The sequence below is a fragment of the Pseudomonas sp. LBUM1656 genome (assembly GCF_059716065.1).
Map to the genome: position 1 here is coordinate 6,158,541 of NZ_CP166800.1, position 20,760 is coordinate 6,179,300.

The following is a 20,760-nucleotide window of genomic DNA, read 5'->3' on the forward strand; positions in this document are numbered from 1 at the left end:
GTTATGTGCATCCCTGCGTCAAGGGGGCGTTCTCAATTAGTTTCCCCACCGCGTTGTCGCCTTAAAGCGGGCCAGGCAAGGCGCAGGCCGCTGGGAATGGTTGTTCCCTTTCCAAGGCCTGCAACGCAGCATGGCCCGCTTTAAGGCACAACCCGAAGGGCCGGGCCTGCTGTTGTGCAGGGCTGCGTTACTCGAAGCTTATTTGGAATGACCAAACCTCGCTTCTCGCGCCTTGCCCTGCACAACAGCAGACCCGGCGCGGCGGGGAAACTAATTGAGAACGCCCCCTCTAGCCGCATTCCATTGTCCTTGTAGGAAATGTTCACGTCGAGACACATTTGGACACTTTCATGAATGTGCCCGAAGGGTTAGGCTGCGCGTTCATTTCGCCAGCATCCAGACAATGCTCCAACAATTTCTTCAGGAATTCGGCTACTTCGCCCTCTTTCTCGGCACGTTCTTCGAAGGCGAAACCATCCTGGTGCTCGCAGGCTTCCTCGCGTTCCGCGGATACATGGACATCAAGATCGTCACGATCGTGGCGTTTTGCGGCAGTTATGCCGGCGATCAGCTGTGGTACTTCCTCGGGCGCAAACACGGCCGCAAATTGCTCGCGCGCAAACCACGCTGGCAAATGATGGGTGATCGGGCGCTGGAACACATCCGCAAGCACCCGGACATCTGGGTGCTGAGCTTCCGCTTCGTCTATGGATTGCGCACGGTCATGCCGGTGGCGATCGGCCTGTCGGGTTATCCGCCGGGACGTTATCTGCTGCTGAACGGGATTGGTGCAGCGATCTGGGCGGCCGCACTGGCTGCGGCGGCGTATCACTTCGGCGCGGTGCTCGAGGGCATGCTGGGCAGCGTCAAGAAGTACGAGCTATGGGTGCTCGGCGCCCTGCTGGTGCTGGGCCTGGGCTTGTGGCTGCGCCGGCGCTTCAAGAATGCCCGTCTGGCGAAGAAGATCTACGCCGACGAGCAAGCCGAGCTGGCCAAGGCCGCCGAGACTAAGACGCCAATCGAGTGAAACGGTCCCTGCAACAGTAGAGACCGATCCCGCTGAGCAGGCTGTAGCTGAGCAGGCCGATCCAGCCCACCGCGCCGGCCGGCCACAGCCCGACCACCGGCGCCAGCCACACCAGCGGCACATTCGATGCCAGCCGCATCAGCTCCAGCTTCACTGCCTGCGGGCGATTCTCCAGGGCCATGCCCAGCGTAAACAAGCCCAATGCCACCGCGCCCCAGCCCAACACCAACGCTGCGGTGGGCAAACTCGATTCCAGGTTCATCAAGTAGCTGCCCAGCGCAATGTAGACGCAGAACTGCAGCGCCACATACAGCTGCTGACGCCCGTCCAACGGCACCTCGAATTTGCGGAACTGGCTCAGGTCCGGCTTGTTCATCGGGTACCTGGCCGCCACATCCGCTGGCCGCCAACCGGTGCGCATGAACCAGATCCGCAGCTTGTCCCATTTGCTTTCCGCCCGCCGCGCGTCATCCCAGAGTTGCGCGTAGAACTGCACGTTCGCCCACAACGGATTCCAGCTCGCCAACGGCGTGGTCACGCCGAAAATCACCGGTTCGTTGTCGTCCTCTTCCTGGAACGAGCCGAATAGACGGTCCCAAATAATGAACACCCCGCCGTAGTTGCGATCCATGTAGAGAGCGTTCTGTGCGTGGTGAGCCCGATGATTGGACGGTGTGACAAAAAACCACTCGAACCAGCCGAGCTTGGGAATGTGCCGGGTATGCACCCAGAATTGATACAGCAGGTTCAGTGCGGCGACGCTGATGAACACCAGCAGCGGCACGCCGAGCACCGCCATCGGCAGGTAGAAAATCCAGCTCAGCAGGAAGCCGGTACTGGTCTGGCGCAGGGCCGTGGACAGGTTGTAGTCCTCACTCTGGTGATGCACCGAGTGCGCGGCCCAGAGGATATTGCGCTCGTGGCCCATGCGATGCAGCCAGTAGTAGCAGAAGTCGTAGAGGACGAAGGCAAACACCCAGACCCAGACGCTGTCAGGCGAGAGTTCGAACAGCGCCAGATGCTTGAGGGCAAACGCATACGTGACCAGGCCGACGCCTTTGGTCAACAGGCCGGTTGTGGTCGACAACACGCCGGTGCTGATGCTGTTAATCGCGTCCGCCACGCGATAATTGCTTACCCCGCGCCAACGGTCCGCCAGCAGCTCGACGGCAATCAGTACAAAGAAAAACGGCACCGCATACAGAATGAAGTCCATTGACGCGCCCTGATCGGAATCTTGAGGACAGATGCTAGGTGTAGCCGCGAATTAACCCTATGGCAACGAGTGACAAATTAGTGGACATTTAACGCCATGAATCTGGAGAAAAACCCATGAGCAAAAAAATTGCAGTGATCCTTTCCGGCTGCGGCGTGTATGACGGTGCCGAGATCCACGAAAGCGTGATTACCTTGCTGCGCCTGGACCAGCGTGGCGCCGAGGTGCAGTGCTTTGCCCCCAATATCTCGCAATTGCATGTGATCAATCACCTGACCGGCGACGAAATGCCCGAGTCGCGCAATGTACTGGTGGAATCGGCGCGGATCGCCCGGGGCAACATCAAGGATATTCGTGAGGCCAGCGTCGAAGACTTCGACGCGCTGATTGTGCCCGGCGGTTTCGGCGCGGCCAAGAACCTGTCGAACTTCGCCATCGAAGGCGCCGGTTGCACCGTTCAACCGGACGTCCTGGCGTTGACCGAAGCGTTTGCCGAAGCGGGCAAACCGGTAGGGTTGATCTGCATTTCGCCGGCACTGGCGGCGAAAATCTATGGCCCGGGCGTGACCTGCACCATCGGCAACGACGCCGATACTGCTGCTGCCATGAACAAGATGGGCGCCACTCACCAGGATTGCGGGGTGAGCGACATCGTCGAAGACAAAGCCCGCAAACTGGTGTGCACCCCGGCTTATATGCTGGCGCAATCGATCAGCGAAGCGGCGTCAGGCATCAACAAACTGGTCGACCGAGTACTGGAACTGACCCACGAAAACGACGCCTGACCCGATTCAAATGTGGGAGCGGGCTTGCTCGCGAAGGCGGTGTGTCATTCAGCATTGATATCGACTGATACACCGCCTTCGCGAGCAAGCCCGCTCCCACAGGGTCCGTCGCAGTGCTCAGGCTTTGCGGGAAAGCCGGGTCAGTATCCGGTCCAGCGCATTGGCAAACGCTTGCTTCTCGCGCTCACCAAACGGCGCCGGCCCGCCGCTCATCTGGCCCTGTTCACGCAGATCGGTAAACAGGTTACGCACCGCCAGCCGATCGCCCATGTTCTGCGCATCAAACTCCTTGCCCCGTGGGTCCAGCGCGGCGACGCCCTTTTTCACCAGCCGATCGGCCAGCGGTACGTCGCTGCAAATCACCAGTTCGCCTGGCACGGCGTGCTCCACAAGGTAATCGTCGGCCGCATCCGGACCGCTGGGTACCACGATCAGCTTCACCAGGGCCAGCCCCGGTTTGATCTGCGGCTGTCCGGCCACCAGCACCACTTCGAACTGACGCTTGAGGGCGAACTTCACCACCAGATCCTTGGCAGCCCGTGGGCAGGCGTCGGCATCGATCCAGACACGCATCGTGTTTTCCTCTTTTAAAAGCATCGCGGGCAAGTCGAATCGTCGCACCGCCGCTCCCACAGGATACACATCGTCCATGTGGGAGCGTGGCTTGCCCGCGAATGTGAGCGCAGCGAATGCGCTTAAGTAACCTGCACCCGCCGCTTCTCAGCCATCCAGCTACGGCCATACAGCACGATAATCGCAATGATCGCCACCGCCTGAGCACTCAACGAATACGCATCCGCGTGAATCCCCAGCCAGTCGAAATCAAAGAACGGCACCGGCCGCGTGCCGAAGATCCCGGCTTCCTGCAACGCCTTCACGCCATGCCCCGCGAACACCACAGACAGCGCGCACAGCAGTCCGGCATTGATGCTGAAGAACAACGACAGCGGCAGTTTCTGCGAGCCGCGCAGGATCACCCAAGCCAGCCCGACCAGCAACACCAGCGCCGTCGCACCACCGGCCAGCACCGCGTTATGCCCCGCAGGACCCGCCTGCAGCCACAGGGTCTCGTAGAACAGGATCACTTCAAACAGCTCGCGATACACCGAGAAAAACGCCAGGGTCGCAAAGCCGAAGCGTCCCCCGCCGCCCACCAGGCTGCTCTTGATGTAATCCTGCCACGCCGCCGCATGCCGGCGGTCGTGCATCCACACACCGAGCCAAAGCACCATCACGGCGGCGAACAACGCCGTCGCACCTTCCAGCAGCTCGCGCTGCGAACCGCTGACATCGATCACGTATGCCGCCAGCGCCCAGGTTGCCAGCCCCGCCAGCAACGCCAGGCCCCAACCAACGTTGACACTGCGCACTGCCGACTGCTGGCCGGTGTTGCGCAGGAACGCCAGGATCGCTGCCAGCACCAGAATCGCTTCCAGGCCTTCACGCAGCAAAATCAGCAAACCTGAGATGTAGCTCAGGGACCAGCTCAAGCCATCGCTGCCCAGCAACCCGGCGGACTCCTTCAGCTTGGCTTTGGCTGCGTCCAGACGTTCCTGGGCTTGGGCCACCGGTAAACCGTCCTGCAACGACTGACGGTATGCCATCAGGGATTTTTCTGTGTCCTTGCGCACGTTAGCGTCGACGTTGTCCAGCGAACTCTCGACCAGTTCGAAGCCTTCCAGATAGGCCGCTACCGACAAGTCGTAGGCTTGATCGTGATCGCCGGCACGGTAGGCCGCGATGCTTTTGTCCAGGGTGGCAGCGGTGTAGTCGAGCAACTGCGCCGGCCCACGCTTGACCTGCGGCGGTTGCGCCCGCTGCGCACGGAACGTCACGGCGGCTTGCGGGCCGTCGGCAGCTTGTACTTCGGCCGGCGTCTGACGCGCGAGATCGGCGATGTTGTAGGTTTTTTCGGATTTGGCTGCGGCCGGGTCGGCACTGAAGCTGGCGATATAGGTCGCCAAGTCCCAACGCTGGCGATCATCCAGCTGATCGGCGAAGGCCGGCATGTCCGTACCCTCGACGCCCAGGCCCAAGGTGCTGTAGATCGCGTAGAGGCTCAGGTGATCCAGGCGCACCGTGTCACGCAGGTTGGCTGGCGGCGGCGTAAGGCCGACACCCGCCGGGCCATCGCCAGCCCCCCTATCGCCGTGGCAGACCGAGCAATGCTGGGCGTACAGCGGCGCACCACGGGTTGGGTCCGGGGTAATGATCGGCGCCTGGCTGACTTCATAGGTCACGGCCAGTTTCGCACCAAGTTGCCGGGCCTGACGGGCCACGTCCGCGCCGTCCTGACGGGCAGCGATGGCGCTGCGCAGCGTGCTGACGCCCTGCTCCAGCCCGGGTTTTTCAGGTTTGGCCGGCAACGCGGCGATCAAGCCTTGCAAGACCTTGATGAACTCCAGCTGCTCGCGGTATTCGGACTCGTCGATGACCTTACCCGCTTGCACCGTCTGCGGGTAATCCGCGCCGATGTAATCGAGCAAATGCAGGGCCTGCGGCGCGCCTTCCACGGTGTCAGCCAGCAGATTGAAACTGCACAAGACAAATAGCGGCAACACCAGCCAGGCCAGGAAACGGGACGGGGCAGTCATGAATGAATCTCAATTGGAAATACGAAGTAACACATTGTTCACTTCCAGTGACGTTCACTCAAGCTTTGTCTGCGACGGCCGCTGGAGTACAGGAACAAAGTGCCATCATCCAAGTCTATAAATTGCCGCCTCATGGCGGCTTATTTTCAAGGAAGACACACAGCAAATGGCCACCCGCCTGCGCTTCATATTTGTCCTCAGTGCATGCCTGCTACTGAGCGGCTGTCCCACGATGCGTGACTACAACGCTGAGCTGGGCGAAACACTCGATTATTTCAAGGCCGGGCAGCTCGATGGTGCGGTTGCCGTACTCGACCGCAACAACCCCATTCCCCCGGGCGACCTGCTTTACCACTTCGAAAAAGGCGAATTGCTGCGCCTCACTGGCAATTTCCCCGACAGTTATCAACAGTGGGACTACGCCGACCGGTTGATCGAAGGGTGGGACAATTCGCCCCTGTTCGTCCCCTTCAAGAAATTCACCGAGTTCAACAGTTACAGCGCCAACGACAAGGTGCGCTTATACGATGGCTATGATTTCGAGAGAGTCGCCCTGACCACGCAAATGGCCCTGATGCTGCTCTCCGGCTCCGAAACGGAACTGGCGCGCGTCATGATCAAGAAAACCCACGAGCGCGAAGCAACCATTGCCGACAAGCGTGACAAGCAATACCTGGAACTGGAAAACCAGGCGAAGGAAGAAGGGGCCGCGATGAAATTCCAGGACCTTCAGGGCTACCCGGTAGCGACCCTCGACGCCCCCGAAGTGATCGCGTTAAAGAACAGCTACCAGAGTGCGTTCAGCCATTACCTCGCCGGTTTCATTTATGAGTCGTTGAACGAGAAAGACCTCGCCGCGCCGGGCTATCGCCAGGCCATCGAGCTGCGCCCCAATACGCCGCTGCTCGAACAAGCACTGCGCAACCTGGCCAAATCTCCGCTGAAGGCCGGCGAAGTCGACGTTCTGCTGATCGTGCAAACCGGTCTGGCGCCGGCCCGCAGTTCGGTGCGCGTGCCGATTTCGGTGGACGTCGAAGGTGAAACCTACATCACCAACATGTCGTTCCCGATCCTCGTCCCCGACACCTCCACGCCACCGGTGGACTTCGTCATGGTCGACGGCAAAAAACAGAAACTGACGTTGCTCAACAGCTTTGGCGATATGTCGCGGCGCACCTTGCGTGATGACATGCCGGGCATCATCCAGCGCACGCTGCATCGCGCCCGGTCCAATGTCGAATACCTGGCCTATCTGAAAAAACACAGACCCGAGAAGCTTGAGGAAACGCTCCTGCAGCAGCTTCAACGCGAGGATGCCGACACCCGCGGCTGGCGTACGTTGCCGGACAAGACGCTGGTCGCCCGCCTGCGGCTCAAGAAAGGCGTGCACCAACTGACGCTGCCCAACGCGCCGGACGCAGCACCAGTCAGGTTCAAGCTGGATCAGACACATCAAGCCTTCAGCCTGCGCGCCGTGGGTGACCGTCGGTTCGCCGCCGATGTCGCCCTGCAGCTCGACACCCTTCCCGCACCGCAGGCTGCAATCAGCCCTGCCCAACCCTGAACGGAGATTTTCATGGGATTGAAATGCTTCGCCGTTGTCGCGCTGGCCTTGTTGGCCGGTTGCGCCACCCCGCCACCGCCGCCTGAACCGGGCAGTGCCGCGAGCAAAGTCATGGCCACCGGACCGATCGAAAACGTGGCCATCGGCCCGATGCGCATGGCCAGGGAAAACGGCTTCCTGACCGTCAACGCCCAGTTGAGCAACACCGACACCCACAACCGAACGCTCTATTACCGCTATCTTTGGCTCGGACCGGAAGGCTTTCCCGTGGCCGAAGCGGACACCTGGAAAAGCCTGACCCTGTATGCCGAGCAGACCCGTTTTCTGCCGGCCATCGCGCCCGTGCCCCAAGCCGTGGATTTCCGCCTGGAGATCAATACGCCGTGAACCGACCCCTTGAGACTTTGCCCATGTTTGCACGCGTTACGTTCCTGACCCTGGCCGCGCTGCTGATCGGTGGCTGCGCCGAAAATCGCTCGCCGGTGCTGGGCAGTGGCAACATCAGTTATGGCGACCCGAAAGCCGTGGAACTGGTGACCAACGAGTTCGGCTCGACCGACCTGCAGATGATCGCGGAAAGCATGACCCGCTCCCTCGCCCAGTCCGGCGTTTTGAAAGGCCGGCCGGTGGTTCAGGTGTACGACGTGATGAATAAGACCAGCGAATACATCGACACCCGGGAGATCACCACGTCGATCAAGACCCAGCTGATGCGTTCCGGCACCGCGCGCTTTGCCAGCGACAACACGGATATGCAAAGCCAGGTTGACCACCTCAAGCTGCAAAACCAGAGCGGTCTGTACAAGAAGAGCACGGTGGCCAAGACCGGCAACATGATCGCCGCCCGTTACCGCCTGGAAGGTTCGATCAGCTCCATCGTCAAGCGCAGCAACGATTACAAGGACGTCTTCTACAAATTCAGTCTGCAGTTGGTCGATGTCGAAAGCGGGCTGGCCGAGTGGATGGACGAAAAAGAAATCCGCAAGACCACGGAGCGCTAAGCAATGCGTGCATGGATTGGCATCATGGCCCTGGCCTGCGCCGTTGGCGTGCAGGCGGCCCCGAAAATCGCTGTCACCGACCTCGCCTACGAGGCCAGCGTGGATCAATACGTCCATGTGATCGCAGCTCGGGACAATCATCAGCAGGATTATTACGGCGCCAGTGGCTCGTCCAGTTATGACGAGTACACCACGCAGAACAGCTACCTGGAGCAGACCGAAATCCGTCGCTTCAGTGGTGACATCAAAGGCCAGATGCTCAAGACCGGGATGTTCCAGTTGATTCAGGGCACGCCTTACACCGCCAGTGTAAAAAGCGATGTGTACGACGTGATCAAACGCATCAAAGCCGGCCACTTCAAAGGCGCCGACTATGTGCTGTTTGGCACGCTGTCGGACATCGACTTCACCCAGGACATGAATGAGCTGGCCAATACCGACAGCTACTCGGCGGTGCTGGCAATGACGCTGGTGGCGGATTTCAGCCTGATCAACACCAAGACCTATGAGATCACCTCGGCGTTTACGGCCATGGGCGAAGCCCAGGACACCAAACTGGTGAATGATCGGGATATCCACGTCTCGCTGAACCGGCCACGGGTGGTACGGGAAGTGTCGAGGTCGTTGGGCGAGGACGTGGCGCACCAGTTGAGCGAACAGCTCGGCGATGGCAGTTACATACCATCAGGGCAACCTGAGCCACGCAACGACCTGCCGCCGGATACTGCGCCGGTCATTCTGCGCTGACCCCTGGAACGAAAAAGGCGACCTGCAAAGGTCGCCTTTTTTGTGCCTGACAGTTTTTACACAGCAGCTTTGCGCAGCGTCGCCATAAACGCCGCAGCACCGATGAACAGCCCCGCAAAGGTCCGGTTCATGCGTTTTTGCTGCTTGGGCGTGCGCAACAGGCGCAACACCTTCGATGCCAACCCGGTGTAACCGGCCATGACGATCAGGTCTACGCAGACCATGGTCACGCCGATGATCAGGTACTGGACCAGCAGCGGCGCGTGTGGATCAATGAACTGCGGCAACACCGCCAGCATGAACACCAAAGCCTTGGGGTTGCTGATGTTCACCAGGAACCCGCGGAACACCAGGGCCAGCGGCTTGCCGATCTGACGCACGGCCGCGTCGTCGCTCATGTCGCTGGGTAGCGCGCGCCATTGCTTGATCGCGAGGTAAACCAGGTACGCCACGCCGAACCATTTGATCGCGTAGAACGCCGTGGCCGATGCCGTGAGAATTGCACCCACACCCGCGCCGACAATCGCGATCTGCACCGCCAGGCCCAATTGCAGGCCCAAGGCGTTCCAGTAACCACGCCAGAAACCGTATTGCAGACCGCTGGACATCGACGCAATGGCGCCGGCACCGGGAGACAGGCTGATCACCCAGCAGGCGGCAAAAAACGCCAGCCATGTTTGAAGCTCCATTGCACACCTCGACTCAGACTCGTGACAAACGTCTAAGCTAATGCGGCTTTGGGCGGATGACTACCGATTTTTGAGGGGTGTTGCCGCCGCCGATCAGCGTTTACGGCTTTAGGGCCCTTTCGCGAGCAAGCCCGCTCCCACATTAAACCGCGTTTCTTCTGTAAGAACTCGGTCGAGTGTGGGAGCGGGCTTGCTCCGGGCGGCGTTCCGACGAAGGCAGTGTGTCAGGCTAGAGAAGACTTACTTTTCAAACCCGCTCGAAGGGAACATATCAGTACCACGCCAGCGCCGAACCGAGCGCTGGAAGAACAGACTGTTGGGCACTTGCACCATCGCGCTACCCGTCCCGAGTTCTTCCGCTTCGATCAGCGTGGTGTAAAGCAGATTGATCGCCACCACCCGACCTTTAACGCCGGGCTTGTCGGTGGTGTCCACCAGCTCGACGACGTCACCGATGCGGAATGGGCCGACGGTGAAGATCAAGATCGCGCAGAGCAGGTTGGAGAGCACGCTCCACATGGCGAAGAACGCCACCGCCGCCACCGCCACAAACCCGGATAACGCGGTCCAGAGTACGGTGGCCGAGACCCCGAGGCGTTCCAGCACGAAAATCAGCGCACTGCCCATGATCAGCCAGCGCAAACCGCCGCGCAGCGGCATCAGCAACTGCGGTGGAAACGGGTAGCGCTCGCCCAGGCGCGTCAGGCATTTAGCGACGAAACGTTGGGCGAAGTAACCGGCCAACAGAATCAGCAGGATTTGCGCGGCGAACCAGATCGGCTCGCCCCACCCCGCCGGCAGCGGCAGCTTGAAGGCTTCCATCAGGACAACGCCTCCAGCTCCGCCTGCATGCTTTCAAGCAATTCCAGGGCTTCCATCCAGGCTTCTTCGAGTTCGGCTTCACGCACCTTCAGCTTGGCCTGTTCAGCCAGCAGATCACGTAAATCGTTCTTGCGCGCCGGCTCGTAAATATCGCTGTCGCCGAGGCTGGTATCGATCTTTGCCAGTTTCTCGTGCAGCTTGCCCAACTCGGCTTCGAGCTTGTCAGCCTCACGTTTGTGCGGCGCCAGTTGCTGACGCAACGCAGCAGCGGCCTGGCGCTGGGCCTTTTTGTCGGTCTTGTCCGGATTGACCGGGGTGTTGCTGACCGGGGCATTGCGCTGACGGTAGTCGACCAGCCAACGAGCGTAGTCTTCCAGGTCGCCGTCGAACTCCTCGACCTTGCCGTCCGCCACCAGATAGAAATTGTCGGTGGTGCTTTTGAGCAGATGACGATCGTGAGAGACCACCAGCACTGCGCCACTGAATTCCTGCAGGGCCATGGTCAGCGCCAGGCGCATTTCCAGGTCCAGGTGGTTGGTCGGTTCGTCGAGCAGCAACAGGTTCGGCCGGTCCCAAGCGATCAACGCCAGGGCCAGGCGGGCCTTTTCGCCGCCGGAGAAATTCAGCACCGGCTCATCGATCCGCGCGCCACGGAAGTCGAAACCCCCGAGGAAGTCGCGCAGGGTCTGCTCGCGCTCGGTCGGCGCCAGGCGTTGCAAATGCAGCAACGGGCTGGCCTTGGCATCGAGGGAATCCAGCTGATGCTGGGCGAAGTAGCCCACGACGGTGTTCTCGCCACGGGTCAGGCGACCGGCCAGCGGCGAGAGTTCGCCAGCGAGGTTTTTGATCAGGGTCGATTTACCGGCGCCGTTCGGGCCGAGCAAACCGATCCGCGCGCCGGGGGTCAGTTGCAGCTTGACCTTCTCCAGCACGGCTTTGTCGCCATAACCCAGGCGAGCATCGGACAGATCGATCAACGGGCTGGAGATTTTCTGCGATTCGCGGAAGACGAAGTCGAACGGCGAATCGACGTGGGCGGCGGACAACTCTTCCATTCGCTCCAGCGCCTTGATCCGGCTCTGGGCCTGACGAGCCTTGGTGGCCTGGGCCTTGAATCGAGCGATGTAGCTTTCCATGTGCGCACGTTGCGCCTGCTGCTTCTCGTAGGCCTGCTGTTGCTGGGCCAGGCGTTCGGCACGGGCGCGTTCGAAGGCGCTGTAACCACCGCGGTAGAGGGTGATCTTGCGCTGATCGACGTGGGCCACGTGATCGACCACAGCATCGAGGAAGTCCCGGTCGTGGGAAATCAGCAGCAAGGTGCCGGGATAGCTTTTGAGCCATTCTTCGAGCCAGATGATGGCGTCGAGGTCCAAGTGGTTGGTCGGCTCGTCGAGCAGCAACAGGTCCGAAGGGCACATCAATGCCTGCGCCAGGTTCAGACGCATCCTCCAACCACCAGAGAAATCTCCTACTGGACGATCCATCTGCTCGTTGGTGAAACCAAGGCCTGCCAGCAGCTTGCGGGCCCGGGCGTCGGCGGTGTAACCGTCGGCGCTGTCGAGTTCCGAGTGCAGGCGGGCCTGGGCCGCGCCGTCATGGGAGGCTTCGGCCGCGGCGAGGTCGCGTTGCACCTCACGCAGGCGCAGGTCACCATCGAGCACGTAGTCGACCGCCAGGCGTTCGAGCGTCTCGATTTCCTGGCGCATGTGGGCGATGCGCCAGTCGGCCGGCAGGAAGCAGTCACCCGAGTCCGGGTGCAGTTCGCCCCGGATCAAGGCGAACAGGCTCGATTTGCCGGCGCCGTTGGCACCGATGAGGCCGGCTTTGTGGCCGGCGTGCAGGGTCAGCTCAGCGTCTTCTAGCAGACGTTGAGGGCCACGCTGTAAAGTCAGGTTCTGAAGTCGAATCATAATGGCGGCGGAGTCTACCAGCTTCGCTCGCAACTGGCGCGAGTAGCACTATGTCCTCTGACCTGTGGAGCTTTTCCCTTACCACCTACGCGCGTCCCGGCGTTGAAGACGCGTGCCTGACGTTGCAGTCAGCGGGTGTGAACGTGTGCTTGCTGCTCTGTGGGATATGGCTGGGAGACCGAGGCGTCACCTGCAATGAACAACGGTTGCAGCTGCTTCGCGACGTAGCCGAGCCCTGGGACGCCGATGTCGTGCGACCGCTGCGAGCATTGCGCACGCAATGGAAAACCGTCGCGACTAAGGATGCCGAGCTGAATACGTTGCGCGAACAAGTGAAGACACTGGAACTGGAAGCCGAGCGACATCTGTTATTGCGTCTGGAGCGATCGGCGCAGAGTTGGCCGCAGTGTGAGGCGACCGATCTAACGGCCTGGCTGAAAGGTGTGGCGGCGGGCGCCGCCCACCTGGACCGCGACGCGCTGCATCAGCTGCGCGTCGCGGCAACCGGCACTTAGGAAGCGCTGGTTGGGGTGGTTGCTGCGATCGATGCGGCGGCCGGCGATGGCGCTGGCGTAGCTGTCGAGGTGGCTGCTGCTAAAGCAGACGTCGCTGCCGGAGCCGGGTTAGCTGGCTTGGCAACTGGCGCGGGGGTCGGCTTGGCAACTGGCGCGGCGGCCGGCTTGGCGGCAACAGGTTTTTTCACTGCTGGTTTTGCAGCTGGCTTCGCCGCCGCTGGCTTGGCAGCGGGTTTGGCGGTGGCCGGTTTGGCAGCAGCGGCAGGTTTAGCCGCAGCAGGTTTGGCTGCCGGTTTCGCTGCAGCAGTTTTGGCAGCGGGTTTGGCTGCAGCTTTAACAGCGGGTTTCGCAGCCGGTTTTGCCGCAGCTTTTGCTGCAGGTTTTGCCGCTGGTTTTGCGGCAGGCTTGGCTGCAGCGGTTTTAGCCGCGACAGGTTTTGCGGCAGCCTTGGCAGCAGGTTTGGCAGCGGCAGTTTTTGCAGCCGGTTTTGCTGTCGATTTTGCAGTTGGTTTTGCCGCTGCGGTTTTCGCCACAGCCGGTTTCGCAGCAGCAGTTCTTGCAGCAGGTTTAGCGGCAGTTGTTTTTGCAGCAACTGGCTTGGCGGCAGGTTTGGCAGCCGTCGTTTTAGCAGCCGGTTTTGCAGCGCTGGCAGCAACCGGTTTTTTCGCCGCAGGTTTTGCGACAGGCTTGGCGGCGGCTTTCACCGGCGCCTTGGCAGCAGGCTTGGCCGGTGCTTTTGCAGCAGCCGGTTTAGCGGCGGCTTTCTTGGCTGGAGCCGCAGCAGGCTTGGCCGAACGCAGGGACAACGCCTTGCCGACAGCCTCTTGTACACGACCGACACCCTGGGCCAGTTTCAGGCTTTCTTGAGCGTCGCGCTTGAGTTGCAGAATGTAGCTGCGCGTTTCGGATTGACGATCCTTGAGGGCATCGAGCAAGTCCTCAAGTTCTTTCACTGCACCCTTCGCTTTGGTTTGCGCCTTGGCTTTTCCGGCTGCGGCAGCGTCCTGCAATTTGGTACGGGACTTGTGCAATTTTTCCTGCGCTTTCCCGCGCTGTTTTTCCAGTTTGGCGAGCAGTTTTTCAGCATCAGCCAAGGCTTGCGAACAAGCGTTTTCCAGATGCTCGAGCAGGCTGCCCGAGAGTTGTTGGAGTAAGTGCAACGGGGTATTTACAGGCTTCTTGGTGGCCGACATGGTTTACCTCCTGGCTGACGTGGGTGCGGCTCATACTAGACCTCTGATGACACCGCCGCTAGGGCATGTTGACAGTATCGAAAGCGCTGCGTTGCAACAGATTGAAATTCTTCTGCGCTGGTGCAAAACCAGTTCACCTTTGAGCGCATTCACACTGGCATAATCCACCGCATCTCAGATCGGAGTGTGCCCATGTCGCGCTACTTTTTTTTATCGTTGTGTGTGTGTTTTTCCGTGGTCCAGGCCGCCGAAAAAACCACCCCAAATGAGGCTCACGATCTTGCTTACAGCCTGGGTGCGAGCCTGGGTGAGCGCTTGCGTCTGGAGGTGCCGGATCTGCAACTCCAGGCATTGCTAGAAGGTCTGCAACAAGCCTATCAAGGCAAGCCGCTGGCATTGAAAGACGAGCAGATCGAACAAATTCTGGCCGAGCACGAAGCCCGGGTCGCCGAGCAACCCGCACTCCCGCAAAGTGAAGTCGCGCTGGAAAAAGAGCAGCGTTTTCTCACCGAGGAAAAAGCCAAACCCGGTGTACGTGAATTGGCGGATGGGATTTTGCTGACCGAGTTGGCTCCGGGTACGGGCGCCAAGGCTGGCCCTAATGGCAAGGTCGAAGTTTTATATGTCGGACGCCTTCCCGACGGCACCGTGTTCGATCAGAACAGCAAGCCGCAGTGGTTCAGTCTCGATAGCGTGATCAGCGGATGGCGCAGCGCATTGCAAAACATGCCGGTCGGGGCGAAATGGCGTCTGGTGATTCCGTCTTCTCAAGCCTATGGCGCGGACGGTGCCGGCGACCTGATCGCACCGTTCACACCGCTGGTGTTCGAGGTCGAATTGCGCGGCGCCACGAGCTGAAAACCGCAAACGAAAAACGGCGCGCAGAGCGCACCGTTTTTTAGTACTGCCACAGAGGTTCAGGCCTGAACCGAATCCTCTTCCTTATGAGCCGTGTGCAGCACTTCGATCAGGCAGTCTTCCAGTTCGAAGCGTTCGTGTAACAGCCCGCCCAGCTCCTTGAATTTCTCCGCGACGCACTTGCCTGCATCACACAGGTCGTTGAACGCCAGCAGCTTCTCGGTGATGACGTCGATGCGTGGGTAAATCGTCTCGGCCAGCTCCAGCCCGCGAGTATCGCCAAACGCCTTGGCTTCACCGGTCAGCTGTTCGTAGATCTCGAAGTGCCCCGCAGACACGTAATCGACCAGCACGCCGCAGAATTCCTGCAACGGCTTGCGGTTCTCGCCCAGAGACTCAGGCTTGGCGCCGAGATCATCATAGGCCCGAACCAGTTCGTGACGCTCCTGCAACCAGCGATCGATCAGCAGATGCACTCCACCCCAACGTTCCTGAGCATTCTGACAACTTTCGAGCATGGTGATCTCTCTTCCCTTGTGGGTCATGCTGCCCTACACCTGTCGCAGACTTGAAAATCAAGAATCGGCCAGGCAGAGCGTCATCGAGCAACATAATTCCAATGACACGTGCGGGCCAGATTATGCCCGCGCGACAATGGCTTCAAGGTACGCAGGAGATAAAGTTCATACAAGTGTTTAATCACTCGCCAGCCCCCGGTGCGACGACACGCCGCTGAGCGGTCGCTCGCAGGCCAGCCAGACAACGCGCAGCAGCTGATAAACCCCCAGAGTTGTCAGCGCCACGAAGAGCAGCAGACTCCATTCCGGCATGCTCAAGTCGAACAGCGTCCAGGAAATTTCGGCACAGTCTTCGTCCCCTTTGAACATCCGCGTCACCTGACACAACCAGGGCAAGTTTTCGTACAAAGCCTGCGCAGGGGTTGAGCAGGTCGATAGCTGATGCGCCGGATCGCTTTGCAGCAAGACCTGCCGCCACGCTGTGACCAGACCCGCGAGACTGCATGACAGGCCGAGCAACCAATAAAGAAAAGTCCCGAAGCGGCCAGCGCCATGCACCGAAGCCGTCAGGCAGACTCCGGTAAACAACGCCAGGCAGACTCGCTGCAAAAGGCATAACCCGCAAGGCTTTAGGCCGACTGCATATTCCAGGTAATAGGAAACGCCCAAGGCCAGGGCACCTGCAATAAAAGCCATGAAAAACAAGGAGCGTGAGCAGGCCAAAAACATGGCTTATCCGTAACAGTAGAGACAGGCGGTTACGGTAGAGGAAAGCGCGCCAGCCTTTCAAGGCAGGCCGGCACGGACACTTCACCAAAAGCGTAGGGAATTCCCGACAGCGCCGAGAGGATTTGATGTAGTCCGCCGTAGGACAAAGCCGATCAGGAATTACAAAGCTGAACATTCATCGAATCTAGGCCGACCGGATCGCGCCCAAGAAGGGCTCCCGCCCCTGTAGCCGCCCGCGTAGCCTGCGTCCGGCTGTGCAGCAGTCGTCATAAATTTAAACGCAATTTGCCTGATGAAACCGAGGCGCCCGTTTTACGACTGCTACGCAGCCGGACGCAGGCTGCGCCAGCTGCTACAGAGGGACGCGTCAGGCGTAAACGGGCGCTGGGAGTGGTGCCGCCAACAGGCGCTCGTCCAGCAGCCCCAGACCTTCCTGGAACAACTGGTTGCTGCGCTCTGTGTCACCGAGTTGCGCGAGCAACCGCGCCAGTTCTGCACAGGCTTCCGGATTGCGCTGCACTCGCAAGCTGCTTTCCAGATAGTCCCGCGCCTTGCCCCACAGGCTGCTTTGCAGGCACAGACGGCCCAGTGTCAGCAGAAGGCTCGGGTCGGCCGGATGATCCTTGAGCCAACCCTCGGCCGTTTGCAGCTGACGAGCCGGATCGCTACCGCGGACCAATCCGTACAGACGCGCCAGATGACTGTCGTACTTGCGCTTGAGCGCCGTGCGCAAAACCTCTTCCGCTTCGACCTGCGCACCCAGTTGCCGCAACTGCTCGGCATAGGCCAGCACCAGCTGAGGCTCCTGGCGCTGAGCCGAGGTGAGTTGTTGCCAGGCGCGATTGAGCGACTGCAAACCGACCGTGCCATCCGCTTCCTGATGCGCCGCCAGCGAAAGGTTTTCACCCCACGCCCGGCGTTCCAGATCAGCCAGTTCGGCGGGCGGCAAGACTTTATCCTTGCGCAGCTCCGGCAACAGTCGAATCACCGCCGACCAGTCGCCGCGCTGCTGATGCAGACGCTGCAACTGGCGCAAGGTCTGGACGTTATGAGGATGACGCTCGTGCATGGCTTGCAGCGTCACCAAGGCACCTTCCGTGTCGCCACGGTCGTTCTGCAATTGGGCGTGACTCAAGGCAATCGCCAACTCGGCCCGGGGCTGGCGTTCGAGGGCGCGCTCCAGCAAGTTGTCGCATTCCTCGTAGTGACCTTGTTCATTGGCGGCGCGGGCAGCACCGAGGTAGTAGAGCAGCGGCTGGCGTTCGGCTTCGGCAGCGCGATGCAGATGTCGCTGCGCACTGGCCCAGCGACCTTCCGCCAGATCCAGCTGACCGTGCTCGATCGCCACTTGCACCCGACGACTGCGATTGCGTCGCGACCATGGATTGACCACGCCACTGGAGGTCGTCACCAGTTCCACCAACGCCTTGATGCCCCAGAACACCAGCCAGAGCAGCGCGACCAGCGCCAAAGTGGCCCACAGACTCGCTTCATAACGGAAGGTCTTGTAGGCGATCAACACGTAACCGGAATGCTCGGCAATCGCCAGGCCCAGTGCAGCGGCCGCGGCGATGACCAGGAAAACGATCACATAGAGGCGTTTCATGGCGTGGCCTCCTGCGCAGTGTTCGCGGCCGGTTTTGCCATCGGTTTGATCGAGTCTTCGGCGTTGACGTTACGCCGTTCCAGATACCCCTGAACCGCACTCAATGTACCAGTCAGGTCCGGCGTGACCACCGTCACCGGCTGCTTGCTCAACTCGCCCACCTGCTCAAGCATGACTTTGCTCTGAGGGTTGTCCGGGTTGAAGTTGCCCGTCAGTACATCTCGCGCCTCCGCCAGCGCCTGGGTATAAACCGCCGCCTGACCATTGAGCGCGGCCCATTGCGCTTGCTCCAGTGCCAGGCTCAGCGCCAGACGCACCTGACTCAGGCTCTGCCCGGCCAGCAATGGGCGCACATTCTTGTCTGCATTGAAGTCGATGCGGATGTAGCGCGAAATCTGGTCCCACCACTGCGCCCAACGACTGGCACCGTCACCGTCGGCCGTCAGGCCCAACAGCGATTCGCCACGGTCTTTGTACTCGGGCGCCAGTTCGGTGAGGTTGATGACCTGATCGCGCAATGCGCCCAGTCGCAGGAACAACCCGGTGCGATCCGGCTGTTCAGTGCTGCGCAGCGCCACCAGGGTTTTGGCAACTTGCTCGCGAGCGGCAAAGGAACCCGGGTCGTTCTGTTCACGCAGAATCTCATCGGCGCCCTGCACCAGGGCCTGGGCGCTGCTGATGTCCTGCAATGCAGAAAGGCGCAGGCTGGCCAGACGCAACAAGTGCTCGGCTTCAGCCAGGCGCCAGTCTTTGCGGCTCGCGCCGAGGACAGTTTCCAGACGCTGATTCAAGCGTTGTTGATCGCCTTGCAACTGCGTCACCAGACGGCTGCGAGCGTCCAGTTCTTCGGCGGCAGGCATCTGTTCAAGGCGCGCGCTCAGGCGCTGTTCGTTAAGCTTCAGACTTTGCGCCTGATCGTTCAACGCCTGGACCTGGCTCAACTGCTGCTGGTTGTTGGCTTGCAGGTGACGCACCTGCCAGACACCCCAACCGCCTACGGCAACACCGGCGGCGCCCAGCAGCAGCGCGACGATTGCCAGCCCGTTACCTCTGCGCTGCACTTCAGCAGCAGGTGGAGTTTCGACCGGCGCTTCAAGCGCCGGCAGCACGTCTTCTTTTGGCAAGGCTGTTTCGCTCACGTATCCATCCTTTGCATTAGAGAACGGGTTCGGGATGCTCCCGTAACGCCGTCAGCAAAGCCGCGGCACTGGCGCCGCGACAATCCACAACTGTTTGGGCCCCGGCGGCACGTGCCAGCTCAGCGACCCTGGGGCTTGGAACAAACAACGGCAACTGCGCAAGAGCAGGCCAGGCATCGCCCGCCAATTGGCGCAGGTGCTCAAAACCCTGTCCACTGCTGACCACCAGCCCGTTCAAGCGTTCCGCTTCGATCCGCTCAGGCAGCGCCGTCGACGGGTATTGAGGCAGGCCGCGACGGTACAACTCCAGATACTCGACACTAGCACCAAGCTCACGCAAACGCTCAGCCAGCAACTCGCGCCCGCCCTCCCCGCGCAGGATCAGTACCCGCGGATCGGGTCGGGCAACCGCCTCGCGCAACGAGGGAAGTTCAAGCAAGGCTTCACTGTCATCGCCCTCGGCGGGGAAATTCACTTTCAGCCCGTTATCCGAGAGGATCTGCGCAGTCGCCGCACCCACGCTGAACCAGCGAGGGGACGGTGGCTGTGGCCAATACTGATTGAGCAGGTCGACACCGATTCTGGCGGCCGGTTTACTGACCACGATCACCGCACAGTAACGATCCAGCCCCTGAATCACCTCGCGCATTGTGTCAGAGACAGGAATCGGCTCGATCTCCAGAAGCGGCAAGCTGCTGCTGAAAATCCCCACTTGCGACAAAACGCTGGTCAGCGCCGCCGACTCATCCGCAGGGCGCGTCAGCAGCAGGCGCCAGCCCGTCACTCGTGACCTGCCTCGCCATAGACCGCCTTCAGAATGTCGTCGGCGCCCTGGCTCAGAAGGTCTTCGGCCACTTGCACGCCCAGGGTTTCTGCATCGCCACGTGGCGCGCGAGCCTCGGCGCTGAGCAGCAGGCCGCCGCTCGGATCGCCCACCAGACCGCGCAACCAGATCTGCTCGCCTTCAAGCACGGCGTAACAGGCGATCGGCACTTGGCAGCCGCCATTCAGGTGCTTGTTGAGCGAACGTTCGGCGGTCACGCGGGTGGCGGTGTCCTGGTGATGTAACGGCGCCAGCAACGCGTGAATTTCGCTGTCAACGCTGCGGCATTCGATGCCGACTGCGCCTTGGCCACCAGCCGGCAGGCTGTCGTCGACGCTGATTGCCGAGGTGATGCGTTCTTCGAAGCCCAGGCGAATCAGGCCGGCGGCCGCGAGGATGATGGCATCGTATTCACCGGCATCGAGCTTGGACAAACGCGTATTGACGTTGCCGCGCAGGAAGCGGATTTCGAGGTCCGGACGACGGGTCAGCAACTGAGCCTGACGGCGCAGGCTGGACGTGCCGACGATGCTGCCTTGCGGCAACGCATCCAGGCTGGCGTAGGTATTGGAAACGAAGGCATCGCGCGGGTCTTCGCGCTCGCAGATGCAGTACAGACCGAGGCCTTCAGGAAAATCCATCGGCACGTCTTTCATTGAGTGCACGGCGATGTCGGCTTCGTTTTCCAGCAGCGCGGTTTCGAGCTCCTTGACGAACAGGCCTTTGCCACCGATTTTCGACAGGGGCGAGTCGAGCAGCTTGTCACCACGACTGACCATGGGCACCAGCGTCACGAGCAAACCCGGATGGGCCTGTTCCAGACGGGTCTTGACGTATTCGGCCTGCCACAGGGCGAGAGCACTTTTGCGGGTGGCGATGCGGATTTCGCGAGAGGACATGGATCAATCCGTACTGAATAGATACGGCGGATAATAACAGCTCAGCCAAATCCACTTTGACTTGTATCAGACACTGCGTGGCCTCCCTGGCCTCAGACGTCCAGAAAACGGGAGTGAAGTTCGCC

General features: G+C 60.6%; 21 protein-coding genes. 8 read left to right on the forward strand and 13 right to left on the reverse strand.

Annotation, left to right across the window (positions count from 1 at the left end; all coding sequences use genetic code 11):
- Positions 1–403: 403 nt before the first annotated feature.
- Positions 404–1,027: a DedA family protein gene (locus tag ACA072_RS27980; RefSeq protein WP_109635785.1), complete on the forward strand. Its 624-nt coding sequence runs from the start codon at positions 404–406 to the stop codon at positions 1,025–1,027.
- Here the strand turns inward: ACA072_RS27980 and ACA072_RS27985 are convergent.
- Entirely contained in the window at positions 1,008–2,243 is a 1,236-nt protein-coding gene (locus ACA072_RS27985) for a sterol desaturase family protein (protein ID WP_497621964.1), read from the reverse strand. The two genes, ACA072_RS27980 and ACA072_RS27985, sit on opposite strands and share 20 nt — an antisense overlap.
- 116 nt (positions 2,244–2,359) lie before the next feature.
- On the opposite strand from ACA072_RS27985, the gene elbB reads away from it, so the two are divergent.
- Positions 2,360–3,028: an isoprenoid biosynthesis glyoxalase ElbB gene (gene elbB / locus ACA072_RS27990; RefSeq protein ID WP_497621965.1), complete on the forward strand. Its 669-nt coding sequence runs from the start codon at positions 2,360–2,362 to the stop codon at positions 3,026–3,028.
- A 117-nt stretch (positions 3,029–3,145) separates the two neighbouring features.
- On the opposite strand, the gene ACA072_RS27995 is transcribed toward elbB, so the two are convergent.
- Both ACA072_RS27995 and ACA072_RS28000 read right to left on the reverse strand, forming a co-directional pair.
- Positions 3,146–3,601, reverse strand: a complete 456-nt coding sequence (locus tag ACA072_RS27995; protein ID WP_150632076.1) for a YaiI/YqxD family protein — start codon at positions 3,599–3,601, stop codon at positions 3,146–3,148.
- A gap of 122 nt (positions 3,602–3,723) precedes the next feature.
- Positions 3,724–5,622, reverse strand: coding sequence for an FTR1 family protein (locus ACA072_RS28000; RefSeq protein WP_497621968.1), 1,899 nt, complete (start codon positions 5,620–5,622; stop codon positions 3,724–3,726).
- A 166-nt stretch (positions 5,623–5,788) separates the two neighbouring features.
- On the opposite strand from ACA072_RS28000, the gene ACA072_RS28005 reads away from it, so the two are divergent.
- Genes ACA072_RS28005 through ACA072_RS28020 form a run of 4 tightly spaced genes read left to right on the forward strand, consistent with a single transcriptional unit; the run spans position 5,789 to position 8,934 of the window.
- Entirely contained in the window at positions 5,789–7,186 is a 1,398-nt protein-coding gene (locus ACA072_RS28005) for a COG3014 family protein (protein WP_497621970.1), read from the forward strand.
- Between the two features lie 12 nt (positions 7,187–7,198).
- Complete coding sequence (locus ACA072_RS28010) at positions 7,199–7,573, forward strand: YcfL family putative periplasmic lipoprotein (protein WP_497621972.1); 375 nt, start codon at positions 7,199–7,201, stop codon at positions 7,571–7,573.
- A gap of 23 nt (positions 7,574–7,596) precedes the next feature.
- Complete coding sequence (gene lpoB, locus ACA072_RS28015; protein WP_497621974.1) at positions 7,597–8,187, forward strand: penicillin-binding protein activator LpoB; 591 nt, start codon at positions 7,597–7,599, stop codon at positions 8,185–8,187.
- Between the two features lie 3 nt (positions 8,188–8,190).
- Positions 8,191–8,934 carry a penicillin-binding protein activator LpoB gene (locus ACA072_RS28020; protein ID WP_497621975.1) on the forward strand — a complete coding sequence of 248 codons (744 nt, stop codon included), beginning with the start codon at positions 8,191–8,193 and terminating at the stop codon, positions 8,932–8,934.
- Between the two features lie 56 nt (positions 8,935–8,990).
- Here the strand turns inward: ACA072_RS28020 and rhtB are convergent, their stop codons facing one another.
- The 3 genes from rhtB to ACA072_RS28035 all read right to left on the reverse strand — a co-directional run bounded on the left by rhtB (position 8,991) and on the right by ACA072_RS28035 (position 12,355).
- Positions 8,991–9,623: a homoserine/homoserine lactone efflux protein gene (rhtB, locus tag ACA072_RS28025; protein ID WP_497621977.1), complete on the reverse strand. Its 633-nt coding sequence runs from the start codon at positions 9,621–9,623 to the stop codon at positions 8,991–8,993.
- Between the two features lie 240 nt (positions 9,624–9,863).
- Entirely contained in the window at positions 9,864–10,445 is a 582-nt protein-coding gene (locus tag ACA072_RS28030; protein ID WP_497621979.1) for a mechanosensitive ion channel domain-containing protein, read from the reverse strand.
- Positions 10,445–12,355: an ATP-binding cassette domain-containing protein gene (locus ACA072_RS28035; RefSeq protein WP_497621981.1), complete on the reverse strand. Its 1,911-nt coding sequence runs from the start codon at positions 12,353–12,355 to the stop codon at positions 10,445–10,447. Before ACA072_RS28035 ends, ACA072_RS28030 begins: the two co-directional genes overlap by 1 nt.
- A gap of 50 nt (positions 12,356–12,405) precedes the next feature.
- On the opposite strand from ACA072_RS28035, the gene ACA072_RS28040 reads away from it, so the two are divergent.
- Positions 12,406–12,870, forward strand: a complete 465-nt coding sequence (locus ACA072_RS28040; RefSeq protein ID WP_497621983.1) for a TIGR02444 family protein — start codon at positions 12,406–12,408, stop codon at positions 12,868–12,870.
- On the opposite strand, the gene ACA072_RS28045 is transcribed toward ACA072_RS28040, so the two are convergent.
- Positions 12,867–14,063, reverse strand: a complete 1,197-nt coding sequence (locus tag ACA072_RS28045; RefSeq protein ID WP_497621985.1) for an AlgP family protein — start codon at positions 14,061–14,063, stop codon at positions 12,867–12,869. The two genes, ACA072_RS28040 and ACA072_RS28045, sit on opposite strands and share 4 nt — an antisense overlap.
- Before the next feature lie 192 nt (positions 14,064–14,255).
- On the opposite strand from ACA072_RS28045, the gene ACA072_RS28050 reads away from it, so the two are divergent.
- On the forward strand, positions 14,256–14,921 hold the full coding sequence (locus ACA072_RS28050; RefSeq protein ID WP_497621987.1) for an FKBP-type peptidyl-prolyl cis-trans isomerase: 666 nt from the start codon (positions 14,256–14,258) through the stop codon (positions 14,919–14,921).
- Positions 14,922–14,980: 59 nt separating this feature from the next.
- On the opposite strand, the gene rsd is transcribed toward ACA072_RS28050, so the two are convergent.
- From rsd to hemC, 6 genes are all read right to left on the reverse strand, one after another.
- Positions 14,981–15,439 carry a sigma D regulator gene (rsd, locus tag ACA072_RS28055; protein WP_461982645.1) on the reverse strand — a complete coding sequence of 153 codons (459 nt, stop codon included), beginning with the start codon at positions 15,437–15,439 and terminating at the stop codon, positions 14,981–14,983.
- Between the two features lie 177 nt (positions 15,440–15,616).
- Positions 15,617–16,168: a disulfide bond formation protein B gene (locus tag ACA072_RS28060; RefSeq protein WP_497621990.1), complete on the reverse strand. Its 552-nt coding sequence runs from the start codon at positions 16,166–16,168 to the stop codon at positions 15,617–15,619.
- A 367-nt stretch (positions 16,169–16,535) separates the two neighbouring features.
- Complete coding sequence (locus ACA072_RS28065) at positions 16,536–17,774, reverse strand: heme biosynthesis protein HemY (protein WP_497621992.1); 1,239 nt, start codon at positions 17,772–17,774, stop codon at positions 16,536–16,538.
- Positions 17,771–18,913 (reverse strand): uroporphyrinogen-III C-methyltransferase, encoded by a 1,143-nt coding sequence (locus ACA072_RS28070; protein WP_497621994.1) that lies wholly within the window; start codon positions 18,911–18,913, stop codon positions 17,771–17,773. Before ACA072_RS28070 ends, ACA072_RS28065 begins: the two co-directional genes overlap by 4 nt.
- A gap of 16 nt (positions 18,914–18,929) precedes the next feature.
- Positions 18,930–19,697, reverse strand: a complete 768-nt coding sequence (locus ACA072_RS28075) for a uroporphyrinogen-III synthase (protein ID WP_497621996.1) — start codon at positions 19,695–19,697, stop codon at positions 18,930–18,932.
- Positions 19,694–20,635, reverse strand: coding sequence for a hydroxymethylbilane synthase (gene hemC / locus ACA072_RS28080; RefSeq protein ID WP_497621998.1), 942 nt, complete (start codon positions 20,633–20,635; stop codon positions 19,694–19,696). Before hemC ends, ACA072_RS28075 begins: the two co-directional genes overlap by 4 nt.
- Positions 20,636–20,760: the final 125 nt, after the last annotated feature.

Excerpts from the sequence above, each read along its gene's own strand:
- ACA072_RS27980 (WP_109635785.1), top strand. The coding sequence starts at position 404 with ATGCTCCAACAATTTCTTCAGGAATTCGGCTACTTCGCCCTCTTTCTC.
- ACA072_RS27985 (WP_497621964.1), bottom strand. The coding sequence starts at position 2,243 with ATGGACTTCATTCTGTATGCGGTGCCGTTTTTCTTTGTACTGATTGCC.
- elbB (WP_497621965.1), top strand. The coding sequence starts at position 2,360 with ATGAGCAAAAAAATTGCAGTGATCCTTTCCGGCTGCGGCGTGTATGAC.
- ACA072_RS27995 (WP_150632076.1), bottom strand. The coding sequence starts at position 3,601 with ATGCGTGTCTGGATCGATGCCGACGCCTGCCCACGGGCTGCCAAGGAT.
- ACA072_RS28000 (WP_497621968.1), bottom strand. The coding sequence starts at position 5,622 with ATGACTGCCCCGTCCCGTTTCCTGGCCTGGCTGGTGTTGCCGCTATTT.
- ACA072_RS28005 (WP_497621970.1), top strand. The coding sequence starts at position 5,789 with ATGGCCACCCGCCTGCGCTTCATATTTGTCCTCAGTGCATGCCTGCTA.
- ACA072_RS28010 (WP_497621972.1), top strand. The coding sequence starts at position 7,199 with ATGGGATTGAAATGCTTCGCCGTTGTCGCGCTGGCCTTGTTGGCCGGT.
- lpoB (WP_497621974.1), top strand. The coding sequence starts at position 7,597 with ATGTTTGCACGCGTTACGTTCCTGACCCTGGCCGCGCTGCTGATCGGT.
- ACA072_RS28020 (WP_497621975.1), top strand. The coding sequence starts at position 8,191 with ATGCGTGCATGGATTGGCATCATGGCCCTGGCCTGCGCCGTTGGCGTG.
- rhtB (WP_497621977.1), bottom strand. The coding sequence starts at position 9,623 with ATGGAGCTTCAAACATGGCTGGCGTTTTTTGCCGCCTGCTGGGTGATC.
- ACA072_RS28030 (WP_497621979.1), bottom strand. The coding sequence starts at position 10,445 with ATGGAAGCCTTCAAGCTGCCGCTGCCGGCGGGGTGGGGCGAGCCGATC.
- ACA072_RS28035 (WP_497621981.1), bottom strand. The coding sequence starts at position 12,355 with ATGATTCGACTTCAGAACCTGACTTTACAGCGTGGCCCTCAACGTCTG.
- ACA072_RS28040 (WP_497621983.1), top strand. The coding sequence starts at position 12,406 with ATGTCCTCTGACCTGTGGAGCTTTTCCCTTACCACCTACGCGCGTCCC.
- ACA072_RS28045 (WP_497621985.1), bottom strand. The coding sequence starts at position 14,063 with ATGTCGGCCACCAAGAAGCCTGTAAATACCCCGTTGCACTTACTCCAA.
- ACA072_RS28050 (WP_497621987.1), top strand. The coding sequence starts at position 14,256 with ATGTCGCGCTACTTTTTTTTATCGTTGTGTGTGTGTTTTTCCGTGGTC.
- rsd (WP_461982645.1), bottom strand. The coding sequence starts at position 15,439 with ATGCTCGAAAGTTGTCAGAATGCTCAGGAACGTTGGGGTGGAGTGCAT.
- ACA072_RS28060 (WP_497621990.1), bottom strand. The coding sequence starts at position 16,168 with ATGTTTTTGGCCTGCTCACGCTCCTTGTTTTTCATGGCTTTTATTGCA.
- ACA072_RS28065 (WP_497621992.1), bottom strand. The coding sequence starts at position 17,774 with ATGAAACGCCTCTATGTGATCGTTTTCCTGGTCATCGCCGCGGCCGCT.
- hemC (WP_497621998.1), bottom strand. The coding sequence starts at position 20,635 with ATGTCCTCTCGCGAAATCCGCATCGCCACCCGCAAAAGTGCTCTCGCC.